The 12521-nt window shown below is 57.2% G+C and carries 15 protein-coding genes; all 15 read left to right on the plus strand.

Annotated features, from left to right (window positions below):
- Nucleotides 1–242: 242 nt before the first annotated feature.
- Nucleotides 243–914 carry a response regulator transcription factor gene (locus AGR2A_RS04150; RefSeq protein ID WP_006698188.1) on the plus strand — a complete coding sequence of 224 codons (672 nt, stop codon included), beginning with the start codon at nt 243–245 and terminating at the stop codon, nt 912–914.
- A 105-nt stretch (nt 915–1019) separates the two neighbouring features.
- A complete protein-coding gene (locus AGR2A_RS04155; protein ID WP_004440014.1) occupies nt 1020–2300 on the plus strand; it encodes a flagellar hook protein FlgE in 1281 nt (426 codons plus the stop codon).
- A 22-nt stretch (nt 2301–2322) separates the two neighbouring features.
- A complete protein-coding gene (flgK, locus tag AGR2A_RS04160; RefSeq protein WP_072493976.1) occupies nt 2323–3816 on the plus strand; it encodes a flagellar hook-associated protein FlgK in 1494 nt (497 codons plus the stop codon).
- Nucleotides 3817–3819: 3 nt separating this feature from the next.
- Entirely contained in the window at nt 3820–4923 is a 1104-nt protein-coding gene (locus tag AGR2A_RS04165; protein WP_072493977.1) for a flagellar hook-associated family protein, read from the plus strand.
- Between the two features lie 34 nt (nt 4924–4957).
- Nucleotides 4958–5302, plus strand: a complete 345-nt coding sequence (gene flaF / locus AGR2A_RS04170) for a flagellar biosynthesis regulator FlaF (protein ID WP_004440020.1) — start codon at nt 4958–4960, stop codon at nt 5300–5302.
- The gene (gene flbT, locus AGR2A_RS04175) at nt 5299–5748 is read left to right on the plus strand and encodes a flagellar biosynthesis repressor FlbT (protein WP_004432543.1); all 450 of its coding nucleotides are present in this window, start codon (nt 5299–5301) and stop codon (nt 5746–5748) included. Before flaF ends, flbT begins: the two co-directional genes overlap by 4 nt.
- Nucleotides 5739–6209 (plus strand): flagellar hook assembly protein FlgD, encoded by a 471-nt coding sequence (gene flgD / locus AGR2A_RS04180; RefSeq protein WP_004440022.1) that lies wholly within the window; start codon nt 5739–5741, stop codon nt 6207–6209. Before flbT ends, flgD begins: the two co-directional genes overlap by 10 nt.
- 49 nt (nt 6210–6258) lie before the next feature.
- Nucleotides 6259–6525, plus strand: coding sequence for a flagellar biosynthetic protein FliQ (locus AGR2A_RS04185; RefSeq protein ID WP_003515115.1), 267 nt, complete (start codon nt 6259–6261; stop codon nt 6523–6525).
- Between the two features lie 158 nt (nt 6526–6683).
- Nucleotides 6684–8771, plus strand: a complete 2088-nt coding sequence (gene flhA / locus AGR2A_RS04190; protein WP_004440025.1) for a flagellar biosynthesis protein FlhA — start codon at nt 6684–6686, stop codon at nt 8769–8771.
- Nucleotides 8768–9523 carry a flagellar biosynthetic protein FliR gene (gene fliR / locus AGR2A_RS04195; protein WP_004440028.1) on the plus strand — a complete coding sequence of 252 codons (756 nt, stop codon included), beginning with the start codon at nt 8768–8770 and terminating at the stop codon, nt 9521–9523. The genes flhA and fliR overlap by 4 nt, the downstream gene beginning before the upstream one ends.
- 14 nt (nt 9524–9537) lie before the next feature.
- Nucleotides 9538–9957 (plus strand): hypothetical protein, encoded by a 420-nt coding sequence (locus AGR2A_RS04200; RefSeq protein ID WP_004440029.1) that lies wholly within the window; start codon nt 9538–9540, stop codon nt 9955–9957.
- Between the two features lie 114 nt (nt 9958–10071).
- Nucleotides 10072–10629 (plus strand): rod-binding protein, encoded by a 558-nt coding sequence (locus tag AGR2A_RS04205; protein WP_006698183.1) that lies wholly within the window; start codon nt 10072–10074, stop codon nt 10627–10629.
- A gap of 29 nt (nt 10630–10658) precedes the next feature.
- Nucleotides 10659–11027 carry a hypothetical protein gene (locus AGR2A_RS04210; RefSeq protein WP_072494863.1) on the plus strand — a complete coding sequence of 123 codons (369 nt, stop codon included), beginning with the start codon at nt 10659–10661 and terminating at the stop codon, nt 11025–11027.
- On the plus strand, nt 11027–11566 hold the full coding sequence (locus AGR2A_RS04215; RefSeq protein ID WP_004440034.1) for a flagellar basal body-associated FliL family protein: 540 nt from the start codon (nt 11027–11029) through the stop codon (nt 11564–11566). Before AGR2A_RS04210 ends, AGR2A_RS04215 begins: the two co-directional genes overlap by 1 nt.
- Nucleotides 11567–11774: 208 nt before the next feature.
- The gene (locus AGR2A_RS04220) at nt 11775–12449 is read left to right on the plus strand and encodes a WecB/TagA/CpsF family glycosyltransferase (RefSeq protein WP_072493978.1); all 675 of its coding nucleotides are present in this window, start codon (nt 11775–11777) and stop codon (nt 12447–12449) included.
- Nucleotides 12450–12521: the final 72 nt, after the last annotated feature.

Genomic DNA, 12521 nt, shown 5'->3' on the forward strand with positions numbered 1-12521 from the left:
GGAAATGTGGCGAGACAAAGCCCGAAAAAAGGCGTTTCAAGCGTTTTTTAGCGATTTCGGAAATTTTTACACAAAAATTTTGTGCCATATATGGTTAATACCCACTATATATAGATCAAATCGGCACAAAATGGTTAATCAATTATTAATAACTATCGATGATTTCCTACAGTTGTCGCTGAATCCCCCGATTCGTACCAATGCCTCATTGGAAAACACCACACTGATTCGGAGGCGGACGAATGATCGTAGTGGTTGATGAGCGCGAGCTCGTTAAAGACGGCTATACATCTCTATTTGGGCGTGAGGGCATTCCCTCGACCGGGTTCGATCCGGTCGAATTCGGGGAATGGGTCTCGACGGCGGCGGAAAGCGATCTTGCGGCTGTGGAAGCCTTCCTGATCGGCCAGGGCGACCGGAGCTTCTCCTTGCCAAAGGCGATCAGGGATCGCACGACGGCGCCTGTCATCGCGGTGAGCGACCAGCCCTCGCTGGAAGCGACACTCGCGCTGTTCGACAGCGGCGTCGATGATGTCGTGCGCAAGCCCGTTCACCCTCGGGAAATCCTCGCACGTGCGGCGGCTATTCGCCGCCGGCTGCAGGTCATTTCGAATTTCACCGACGCCGGTCCGATCCGGGTCTTCTCCGATGGACGCGACCCGGAAGTGGGCGGCGAGGTATTTCCCCTGCCGCGCCGCGAGCGCCGCATTCTTGAATATTTGATCGCCAATCGCGGACGCCGCGTTTCCAAGGCGCAGATTTTCAATGCCATCTACGGCATCTTCGATGATGACGTCGAAGAAAACGTCGTCGAAAGCCACATCAGCAAGCTGCGCAAGAAGCTGCGCAAGAAACTTGGCTACGACCCGGTCGATTCCAAGCGGTTCCTCGGCTACAGCATTGATTGGCAATGATTTTCATTGACCCGCGTGGTCTTTTTCAAACGCGGTATTTCAGACAGCTTCACGCAAGCCAAACGCTTTACCTTCTCCTTGAAAGATGACCACGAGGGTTTTTGAATGAGTATTTTCGGCACTATGCGAACCGGCGTGTCCGGCATGAATGCACAGGCGAACAAGCTGGGCACCGTTGGCGACAACATCGCCAACGCAAGCACCACCGGTTACAAGCGTGCATCGACGTCGTTCTCGTCGCTCGTTCTGCCCTCCTCGTCGGGCAGCTACGCTTCCGGCGGTGTGCAGTCCAACGTTCGCTACAGCATTTCGGAGCAGGGCAACCTCTCCTACACCACCTCGGGTACTGACCTTGCCATTCAGGGCAACGGTTTCTTCGTTGTCCAGGATGGTGCAGGCACGCCTTATCTCACCCGTGCCGGCTCTTTCGTGAAAAACTCGGAAGGCTATCTGGAAAACGCCGCTGGCTTCCAGCTGATGGGTTACCCCTACGGTTCCAACCCGCCGGCTGCCGTCGTTAACGGCTTCACAGGTCTTGAAGCCATTAACGTCAACAATTTCGGCCTGACGGCATCGCCCTCCACGCAGGGCAGCTTCCCGGCCAACCTCAATCGTGACGATACGGCCGTAGCGGCGGCGTCGCTCCCCAGCACCAACTCCGCAACGGCGAAGTTCGGCAACAAGACTTCGCTGACCGCATTCGATAGCGGCGGCGCGAAGGTGCTCTACGACTTCTATTACACCAAGACTGGTGACAACACCTGGGAAGTGGCGGTCTACCGTCAGGATCAGTCGACCAATGGTGGCTTCCCCTATACGGCGACTGCGCCGGCATCCCTTGTGCAGGAAAGCGTCACGCTGACCTTCGATCCTGCGACCAACAAGCTGACGACTACGTCTCCCAAATCCATCACCATCGACGACAACAACAGCGGCGTGGCGCAGGCGATCAACATCGACCTGTCCGACATGACCCAGTTTTCGTCGAAGTTCACGCCCGGCACGGCGATCCTGAACGGTAACGGTCCGAGCCAGATCAAGGATGTCGAAATCGGCAAGGATGGCGTAGTGACGGCAGTTTACCAGGATGGCGGCCGCCGCAACATTTACCAGCTGGCGCTGGCCACCGTGCCGAGCGTCGACAACCTGAGCCCGCAGAACGGCAACGTTTATCTTCCGAGCAACGAGTCCGGTGTCGTTACCATCGGCTTCCCGCAATCGGGCAGCTTTGGTTACGTCCAGAAGGGCGCGCTGGAAGGCTCGAACGTCGATATCGCCAGCGAACTCACCGACATGATTGAATCCCAGCGCATCTATACCGCGAATTCGAAGGTCTTCCAGACTGGATCGGATTTGATGGACGTCCTGATCAATCTGAAGAGATAGTAATTCCTACGGGGACAGATGAATGTCGCTCACGTCAGCAATGAATACTGCGCAGTCGATTTTCAATAATACAGGTAAGCAGACGGACGTTACCTCGAAAAACATTGCCAATGTCGGCAATGCGAACTACGTCAAGCGAACCGCCATTCTCGGCACGACCATGGCCGGAGCGAGTATCGTCTCCAATGGCCGTGCCCAGAATGAAAGTCTTCTCAGGCAGACGATTTCCAGCGCCTCGCTGGCCACCGGGCAGAACACTGTTCTGACCGGTCTCGAGGAGATGAAGAGCATTTTCGGCGGCAACGACTACGAGAGCGCGCCGTCCACCTACATGAAGGAACTGCTCAAGAGCCTTAGCGGCTATGCCGCCAAGCCGAGCAATGCTGCTCTTGCCGCAACGGCCGTGACGTCCGCCGCGGATGTCGCCAGCTCATTGAACAAGGCGTCTGCCGAATTGCAGGCGATGCGTCTGCGTGCCGACAAAGAAATCTCCCTTCAGGTCGACAAGCTGAACGGCCTGCTCGCGAAATTCGAGGAAGCCAATAACGAGGTCAAGGCGCAGACGGCGATCGGCGGCGATCCGAGTGACGCACTCGATCAGCGCGAGACCTTGCTGAAGGACATCTCGTCCATCATCGGCATCAATGTCGTCAACCGCCCGAATAATGACGTCGCGCTTTACACGACCGACGGCGCCACGCTGTTCGAGATCGTGCCGCGTCCGGTAACCTTCAAGGCGCAGCCGGGCTACGACGCGACGACCACCGGCAACGCGATTTATGTGGACGGTGTGGCGCTCAAGGCCGGCAGCGGCAGCAACACGACGGCGGAAGGATCGCTTCAGGGTTTGATGCAGGTTCGCGATGAACTTGCGCCGACCATGCAGAGCCAGCTCGACGAAATCGCGCGCGGCCTGATCACGATGTTTGCGGAAAAGCCGATTACCCAGCCGGCGCCGCCTGCGCCGCCTCTGACGGCGAAGCCCGGCCTTTTCACCTGGTCGACGGCAACCGCAACGAGCGAGATTCCTCCCGCCGGCGTCGTCGTCCCGGGGCTCGCTGCGACCATTACCGTCAACTCCGCGTTAATTATTTCGCAAGGTGGCAATCCGGAATTGTTGCGCGACGGCGGCATCAACGGTACCGCTTATATAGTCAATCCCGCAGCTACGGGCGGAACCGGGTTTTCCGCTCTGATCGACAGCTATGTGACCGCATTCGACGCGCCCATGAATTTCGCCGCGTCGACACGTATCGATACGAATACCAGCATCCTGAAATACGGCACCAACTCGATGGGTTGGCTCGAACAGGAACGGTCCGGTGCGACTTCGGCAAACGAAGCGAAAAGCGCGCTTTATGAGCGCTCTGCGACATCCTATTCGAACAATACGGCGGTTAGCCTGGACGAGGAGCTGTCGCTGCTCATGGATATCGAGCAGTCTTACAAGGCGGCCACGAAACTGGTGACGACCGTTGATGAAATGCTCAAGTCCTTGATGGACATGGTGAGGTAAAGGATGAAAACGTCATTCATTTCATCGCTGGCGATGCAGAACAGCATGCGCAGCACCATCCTCAAGGCTCAGCTTGAGATGACGAATCTCAATACCGAGCTGACCACGGGCAAGCACGCGGATCTTGGTGTGACGCTGGGTGCCAATACGGCCCGCAGCCTTGATCTCAACAGGGACGTGGAGCGGATTTCCTCGCTCGTTACGGTCAACTCCTTCGCCACCCAGCGTCTTGAATCGTCGCAGACCGCATTGGACGGCATGGCAAAGGCCGCCCAGGAAATCCTCAATGTTCTGGTGCCGAATACGAGCAGCGAGCAGCCCACGCTTGCCACCGTCAACCAGAAAATCACGATCGCCTTCAACAATTTCACCAGCTTTGCCAACACGGCCGTGGATGGTGAGTATCTGTTTTCCGGTACGAATACGGATGTGAAGCCGGTCCAGGACTATTTCGCCGACGGTTCGCCGTTGAAAGCCGCCTATGACGCCGAACTGAACCATTTCATGGCGACACAGACGCCGGCCGTGGGGAGTATCTCGGACCTGTCCAAAGATCAGGTCAACGCGTTCATGACGCATATGGAAGGCGTATTCAACGGTACGACGACTGTAACCAACCCGCCGCACAGCAGTCTCGCTGTGGGACAGAATGTCGATTTCTGGACGAGGTTCGGTTCCAACGCCAGCGATACCAACATGACGAGCCGGATCAGCCAGAACGAAGTGGTCGAAACGTCGACCAACAGCAATTCGCAGGGCATGCGTTACTTCGCGATGACGGCAATCACGGCGATGACCTTCCTCAAGGATAATGTTTCGAGCACGGTCCGCGAGGCGGTCGCCACCCAGTCGGTGACGACTATCGGCAAGGCGATCAGCGGGCTGAACCAGCAGGCAAGCAGTCTTGGCCTTTCGCAGGAGCGCGTCAAAAAGTCGAATGACTCTCTGGCTGCCCAGAAGAAGATCATCGAAACGCATCTGCTGGGTATTGAGGGGAGCGATCCTTACGAGGCGAAAACCCGTCTCGATCTGCTGCAGCAGCAGATCGAGATCGCATACAGCCTCACGTCGCGTCTGCAAAAAATGAGTCTGGTGAACTACCTCTGATGAACAGGGGTGGCGGCAGATAAAGGATACATGAATGTACCAGTTTTCCTACGCCGAAATCATGGAGGATGGTGTCGCCAACGCGAAAGACCGCGAGCGACAGGCGTTGACCAAATCGATCGAACTGCTTGCGGAGGCGAAGGACTCCTCTTCTCAGCGGCACACGATCGAAGCGCTTTTTTACACTCGACGGGTCTGGATCCGCTTCATTGAGGATCTCAAGCAGCCGGATAATCAACTGGCCATGGAACTGAGGGCCAATCTGATTTCGATCGCGATCTGGATACTGAAAGAGTGCGAACTGATCCGGAAACGTCAGTCGACGAATTTCCAGGGCATAATTGACGTGACAACCATCATCAGGGATGGACTGAAATGAAAAGTACACTTCGAATTTCGCTGAAGTCGGGCGAAAAGATTTTCATCAACGGCGCAGTTCTGCGTGTGGATCGCAAGGTGGCGCTGGAATTCCTGAACGATGTCACGTTCCTGCTCGAGAACCACGTATTGCAGCCCGACCAGGCTACCACGCCGCTGAGACAGCTTTATTTCATCGCGCAGATGATCCTTATCAATCCGGAGGGGCGCGAACAGTCCACCAACATGTTCCGCAAGTCCGTGAGCATGCTCTTGAATTGCTTCCAGCATGACGAGGTCCTGGCGGAGCTCAAGCGCATCGACGGGCTGGTTGCCTCCGGCAAGGCTTTCGAAGCGCTGAAGGCCATCCGCGGCCTTTATCCGATCGAGGAGAAAATCCTCAACAATCAGGAAATGACCCCTGCAACGATCGAACAGATTCGCAAGGAGATCGCACCATGGCGGTAGATGCAGTCAATGCGGCGGCGGCAAACCCCTGGGCGAATGCCGGGGCGAGCAGCAACGACAAGAACGCGGCCTCGCTGAACTATGACAGCTTCCTGAAGCTCCTCATCGCCCAGATGAAGAACCAGGATCCGACCAGCCCGATGGATGCTGGTCAGCAGATGTCGCAGCTTGCAAGCTTTTCGCAGGTCGAGCAGACCATCAAGACGAACACCCATCTGAAGAGCATGCTGCAGGCCGAAGCACTGACCCGTGCGTCGGATCTGGTCGGCAAGACGGTAAAGAGCGCCGACGATACCGTCACGGGCGTGGTGAAGGAAGTCGAAGTCTATTCAGACGGCGTCGTTGCCATCACCGAAGCTGGTGACAAGGTGCTGCTGCAGGCCGGTGTGACCTTCTCCAACGGTCCGATCACGGATAAATCTGATAGCGGAACCGATTCGGATACGCCAGCTGGTTCCTGATATTGATAAGGCGGTATAATGCCGCCTTTCTGGAACGAGGGATGCGACGATGAACGAGGCCGATGCGCTTGATATCATGCAGGCGGCAGTGTGGACGGTTCTCGTCGCGGCCGGTCCTGCGGTTCTCGCCGCCATGATCGTCGGTGTCGCCATCGCCTTCATTCAGGCCCTGACGCAGGTTCAGGAAATGACGCTGACATTTGTTCCCAAGATCGTCACGATCATGATTGTCCTCGGCGTCGCCGCCCCCTTTGTGGGCGCGCAGATAGCGCTTTTTTCCAATCTCGTCTTTTCACGCGTGCAATCGGGCTTCTGATATCGACCCGGCCAGGATGCCATCCTCGCGCAAGCTTCGGCGGCTAGGGATAGGTTGAAGCATCGGGCCGAATTGCGTGAGCGATTTCGCGAAACGATGCCGCGAACCGTGCGGCGGCTTTTCCGTCGCCCTTCTCATGAAGAGACAGGACGAAATTTATGGCGCAACCACCAGTCATTTCCTTGCCCAAGGTCAGTCCGAGCACGCGTGACATCGGCTTCGCACTGGGCATCGTGGCGATCCTCTGCGTTCTGTTCCTGCCCATTCCGGTCGTTCTGGTGGATATCGGCCTGGCGTTTTCCATCGCGCTTTCGGTCCTCATCCTCATGGTGGCGCTCTGGATCCAACGGCCGCTGGATTTCTCGTCATTCCCGACGGTGCTGCTGATCGCGACCATGATCCGCCTGTCGCTGAACATCGCGACGACGCGCGTCATCCTCTCCCACGGCAATGAGGGTCCGACGGCGGCCGGCGGTGTAATCGCCGGCTTCTCCAGTCTCGTCATGTCAGGCGATTTCGTTATCGGTCTGATCGTCTTCCTGATCCTGATCACCGTCAACTTCATCGTCATCACCAAGGGTGCGACGCGTATCGCTGAAGTCGGCGCACGCTTTACCCTCGACGCTATTCCCGGCAAGCAGATGTCGATCGATGCGGACTTGTCCGCCGGCATCATCGATGAGAAGGAGGCGCAGCGCCGCCGCCGCGAGCTGGAAGAGGAAAGCTCTTTCTTCGGCTCGATGGACGGCGCCTCGAAATTCGTCCGCGGCGATGCGATTGCAGGCCTCATCATCACCGCCATCAATATTTTCGGCGGCATCATCATCGGTTATTTCCGGCACGGCATGCCGATCGGCGAAGCGGCCGATGTTTTCGTCAAGCTTTCCGTCGGTGACGGTATCGTCTCGCAGATTCCGGCCCTCATTGTATCGCTGGCAGCCGGCCTGCTTGTGTCGCGTGGCGGCACGGCGGGGTCGACGGATCAGGCGGTCGTCAATCAGCTCAGCGGTTATCCGCGCGCATTGATGGTTTCTGCCATGTTGATGGGCCTGCTTGCCATTATTCCGGGCCTGCCCTTCCTGCCTTTCATGTTCCTCGGTGGCATCATGGCGTTCGGCAGCTGGTATATTCCGCGCCAGGCTGAAGCCGAAAGCGCGCTTCGTCGCCAGGAGGAGGAGAGCAAGATTCTCCAGACGACAGAGGCGGAAAAAGACTCGGTCAAGCAGGTTCTGAAAACCGCCGAGATCGAACTGGCGCTCGGCAAACAGGTTTCGACCCGCCTTCTCGGTGCGCATCAGGAACTGGCTTTCCGCGTCGGGAAGATGCGCAAGAAATTCGCAACGCAATACGGTTTCGTCGTGCCGGAGATCAAGGTTTCCGACGACATCATGATCCCGGAGAAGGCCTATCAGATCCGCGTTCACGGCACGACCATCGCATCGAGCAATCTGCGCGTCGGAGATGTTCTCGTCGTGACAGGGGCAGGGCGCAAGCCGAGCATTCCGGGCGATGAAATCCGCGAACCCGCTTTCGGCATGCCGGCCGTATCGATCCTCGAAACCTTCACCGAGGATCTCAAGCGCGAAGGCTTCCATCCGATCGATAACGTCTCCGTTGTACTGACGCATCTGAGCGAAGTCATTCGCAACAATCTGCCGCAGCTTCTGTCCTACAAGGACGTCAAGATACTCATCGACAGGCTGGATCCCGAATACAAGAAGCTCGCCGACGAGATTTGTTCGTCGCACATGTCCTATTCCGGTCTGCAGGCCGTGCTGAAACTGCTGCTTGCCGAACGTGTGTCGATCCGCAACCTGCATCTCATTCTCGAAGCCGTCGCCGAACTTGCGCCGCATGTGCGCAAGACGGAACAGATCGTCGAACATGTGCGGGTGCGCATGTCGCAGCAGCTCTGCGGTGATCTGGCCGACAATGGCGTACTCCGCGTCCTGCGTCTCGGTAACAAGTGGGACATGGTCTTCCATCAGGCGCTGAAGCGCGACCAGAAGGGCGAAATCGTCGAATTCGATATCGACCCCCGCCATCTCGAGGAGTTTTCCGAACAGGCGTCGAAAGTTATCCGTGAATTCATGGATCGCGGCCTGCCCTTTGTGCTTGTAACCTCACCGGAAACGCGGTCCTATGTGCGCATGATTATCGAGCGACTCTTCGCGACCCTGCCGGTTCTCTCGCATGTGGAACTTGCCAAGGGGCTGGAGATCAAGATCCTGGGCGCCATTTCATGATAACCGACCCGCAGGGAACCATTATCGCGTTGTTCCTTGCCATCTGCCGTATCGGCGCCTGTTTCATGACCATGCCGGGCTTTTCCAGCTCGCGCATTTCACCGCAGATTCGCATGTTGCTGTGTGTGGCTGTGTCCATGGCCCTGTTGCCGGTGTTGTGGGATACGATCTATCCGAAAATTTCCGGCGCGAATCAGGGCACTGTCGTCGGCCTCATCGCCACGGAGATCGCGATCGGTGCGATGTACGGGCTGATCGCGCGCTTTTACACGCTTGGTTTTCAGTTCACCGGCGCCCTTATCGGCGCATCGGTCGGCCTCAGTGCGCCCGGCGGCGCCGATGTCATCGAAGACGCCCAGGAAAACCAGATATCCAACTTCATCACCTTCGGCGGACTGCTGGTACTGTTCATGCTGGATTTTCACCACATCGTCCTCAAGGCCCTTGTGGATTCCTATACCGCCACGCCGGTCGGCGCGCTCATCAGCGGCCAGAAGATGCTGATTACGCTGACCGACACGCTGAGGGCGTCGTTTTCGATCATGCTTCGGCTTGCTAGCCCCTTCGTGATCTATGGTCTGATGTTCAACGTCGCGGTCGGCCTCATCAACAAGCTTGCACCGCAAATCCCCGTCTACTTCATATCGACGCCCTTTGTTCTCGCCGGCGGCATCTTCATGCTCTATCTGTCGGTCGCGGCCCTCATCCGCCAGTTCGTGGATGGCTTCGGCCCGGTCTTCATCGGCTTTTGATCGGGAGAAACGCGGTGGCCTCAGACAAGCGGTCGGAGAAACTCAAGCGTCTGGTCACGGTCCAGCGCCACATGGAAAAAATGGCCGAGGTCGAACTGGCCGACACCACCCGCACGCGAAGCGAGGTGGCGCAATCGATGGACAGCGTGCTGGAAGCCATGAGTTCGATGGAGCCGGTGCATCAGACATTCTCGAGGCATTATTCGGATCGTTACGGCCGTCTGGTCGTCAAGGACCGTCAGCTCTCCGGCGTGCAGCAATTGCAGGAAAACAGGGTGCTCAAAGAAAAAACCAAGGCCGACAGGCTGGAGGACAGGATGCACCTGGCCCGTGATCTCGAGGATCGTGAGGCCGACGACAATGCAATCTATGATTTGTTAGAAATTACGAATGCTTCCCGGACACCAGCCTCCAGCAAGGTTGGCGATTCATAGTCTGCTCCATTGTTGCATCGCGGGCGTTTTTTTGAGGACGCCTAAAGCGATGTTTCTTGATTGGGTGAACGTGCCGGTTCGTGCCGCGCGTTCGTCAGCTCGGGAGATCGGGACGTGGCGATATCGGTTATAAGTGATCTGGTGATGGATGTGGTGCGTGCTGCGGACCCCCAGGAAGTCCAGGTTGCCCAGGAGAAACTCAAGGCCAATAAGGCGGCTTTTGCCGCAACCAGCCTTGCAGATGCCGGCAAGGGCTTTGGCGCCGCGGTGGATATGCTGGATGGCGCCTCCTCGAAGGCGGGCCTTGGCAATACGAATATTCGCGCGGCTCGCACCGAAATTCCTGAAACATATCGCAAATATGAGGCCTCTGTCCTCCAGACCTTCGTAGCCAACATGCTGCCGAAAGACAGCGAGGAAGTTTACGGCAAAGGTAATGCCGGCGAAATCTGGAAGAGCATGATGGCCGAACAGTTTGCCGACACGATCTCCAGAAATGGCGGTGTCGGCATTGCAGAGCAGGCATACAAGGATGCGCTTCGGAAGGCCGAAAGCAAAGGCATAACCGACGTATCGATGAATGAAAAAGACCATAATGCTGCAATTCGGATGGTGGCGGAGTTCGAGCGGCAGGTCCTCGGCGTTTCCAATGAGAAAACGGACGAGGCTTGAGAATGAAAAACCCTAACGAGGAGACAAGCATGGACCTTATGTCGAACGACCACCGTATCCAATCCGTTCTCGGCCGCCTTGAAATGATCATCGACCATGAGAACGACAATATCGGTAAGGACCCGGGGTTCGACTTCAAGGTCTCCAATGCCCATAAGAGCCGGTGCCTTTATGAGCTGACGATGCTGTTCCGGGATACCCCGCGCGAGGAAATCGCTGCCGGTTACATGGAGCAGGTCAAGGGCATCAAGTCCAAGCTAGCCACCAATGCCAGCCGCGTCGAGGCACATCTGAATGCAGTTCGTGCGGTCGCCGACCTCCTGAAGAACGCAATCCAGGAAGCCGACACGGATGGTACCTACTCCCAGGAACAGTTCATGTACGGCGCAGCCTCCTGATGTTGAAGCTTCTTCTCACCGGCGTCTGGGTTTGCGCCGTCACGCTCGGCGCGGTGTATTTCTCCGTCCAGATGGCGACGGCGCCCGCGCCGGATGAGGCGGGCGCAAAAAAGGCCAGCTTGCAACTGGTCAAGGGCGAAAGCATCACCATTCCCGTCATCAATGATGGCGGGGTAAACGGTTATTTCCTAAGCCGTATTTCGCTGCGCGTCGACAAGGACAAGATGGCGAAAATCGAGTTGCCGGCAACCCAGTTGATGACCGATGAGCTGTTCACGCTCCTGGCGGGTTCTTCCATGGTCAACATCGCCAATATCTCTACCTTCGATCCCGACGCCTTCAAGCAGCGCATCCGCGAGGGGCTGAACAAGAGGCTCGATGACGAGGTGGTCGAGGACGTGCTGATCGAGCAACTCGATTATCTGTCCAAAGCCGACATTCGTGAGCAGAACGGGAATGGAACACCCCGTTCCATCAAGATCGTCGAAGGTGAAAAAGCCGACGCCGGCAAGGAAGCGGCCGCCGCGCCAGGCCACTGATAGCGCCGCCCCGCTTCGTGCCTTCGGCATGGCCAGAGGCAAGGGACGGTCGCGTGATCCACGTGGTTAATCATTCCTTTGCGTCGGCCTTGGAATTCTATTGATTGCTTTCAGCGTAAATTCAACCAGCACATGTATAAACGGTCCATGAACCGCGAACCCGCAGAAACCTGCGCGTGACGGGCGGGGCTTGCATCGGGGGCTGGGTATGAACGTAACGACGGGTTTTGCACGACCGGGACAGCAGCGGGACATTTACGGGCTGCACTTCTGCGACCTCGACTGGAACGCAGCGCTGGAACATGTGAGCGACAGGGCTTCCGCCTCTGAGGGCCACACGTCGCTCTCATTTCTCACCCTTGAAAAGGCAAAGCTTTCACTCAAGGACATCGGCTATCGGCAGGTCCTCGAAAGCTGCCTGCTTTTCCCGCAGGGCAAGGCGTTGAACGCTGCCGCGCGGCGCGCATATGGTGAGCCTCTGCCGGTCGTGATCGATGGCGTTGCCTTTGTCATGGCGCTTCTCACCTATATGGCAGTACCGAAACGGATCGGCGTTGCGGGTGACGATGCAGCCCAGCTCGGTGTCGTTCTCGCCAAGCTGCGTAGCCATGCGCCCTGGCACGACTTCGTCATGCTGAGCGGCGAGACGTCCGGCGTGAAAGTGGATATGCTGCTGGCGGGAATGACGAAGCAAAATCAGGAAATGTGGCTGCATCGCACCGTCAACCGCGAGGACGCGCGAGTCGCCATCGCAGTCGGGCCGCTTTTTAAGATATTATCGTCCGAAGTGGCAGGCATGCCTGAAATCTTCCGCAGGCTGCATATGAGCTGGCTTTACAGCCTTTGCGCCGAACCCTGGCATATCGCTCTCGGCAAGGGCTGAGGCGAGTTCGGCGAAGGTCCGTTAACCATTTGTTTGCCACGATCCTTTAACCTCTCGTAAGGTTTTGACAGC

The organism is Agrobacterium genomosp. 2 str. CFBP 5494, assembly GCF_900013495.1.
GTDB lineage: Bacteria > Pseudomonadota > Alphaproteobacteria > Rhizobiales > Rhizobiaceae > Agrobacterium > Agrobacterium pusense.

Bases quoted from the DNA above. Each gene is read 5' to 3' on its own strand.
- AGR2A_RS04150 (WP_006698188.1), top strand. From the start codon at position 243: ATGATCGTAGTGGTTGATGAGCGCGAGCTCGTTAAAGACGGCTATACA.
- AGR2A_RS04155 (WP_004440014.1), top strand. From the start codon at position 1,020: ATGAGTATTTTCGGCACTATGCGAACCGGCGTGTCCGGCATGAATGCA.
- flgK (WP_072493976.1), top strand. From the start codon at position 2,323: ATGTCGCTCACGTCAGCAATGAATACTGCGCAGTCGATTTTCAATAAT.
- AGR2A_RS04165 (WP_072493977.1), top strand. From the start codon at position 3,820: ATGAAAACGTCATTCATTTCATCGCTGGCGATGCAGAACAGCATGCGC.
- flaF (WP_004440020.1), top strand. From the start codon at position 4,958: ATGTACCAGTTTTCCTACGCCGAAATCATGGAGGATGGTGTCGCCAAC.
- flbT (WP_004432543.1), top strand. From the start codon at position 5,299: ATGAAAAGTACACTTCGAATTTCGCTGAAGTCGGGCGAAAAGATTTTC.
- flgD (WP_004440022.1), top strand. From the start codon at position 5,739: ATGGCGGTAGATGCAGTCAATGCGGCGGCGGCAAACCCCTGGGCGAAT.
- AGR2A_RS04185 (WP_003515115.1), top strand. From the start codon at position 6,259: ATGAACGAGGCCGATGCGCTTGATATCATGCAGGCGGCAGTGTGGACG.
- flhA (WP_004440025.1), top strand. From the start codon at position 6,684: ATGGCGCAACCACCAGTCATTTCCTTGCCCAAGGTCAGTCCGAGCACG.
- fliR (WP_004440028.1), top strand. From the start codon at position 8,768: ATGATAACCGACCCGCAGGGAACCATTATCGCGTTGTTCCTTGCCATC.
- AGR2A_RS04210 (WP_072494863.1), top strand. From the start codon at position 10,659: ATGGACCTTATGTCGAACGACCACCGTATCCAATCCGTTCTCGGCCGC.
- AGR2A_RS04215 (WP_004440034.1), top strand. From the start codon at position 11,027: ATGTTGAAGCTTCTTCTCACCGGCGTCTGGGTTTGCGCCGTCACGCTC.
- AGR2A_RS04220 (WP_072493978.1), top strand. From the start codon at position 11,775: ATGAACGTAACGACGGGTTTTGCACGACCGGGACAGCAGCGGGACATT.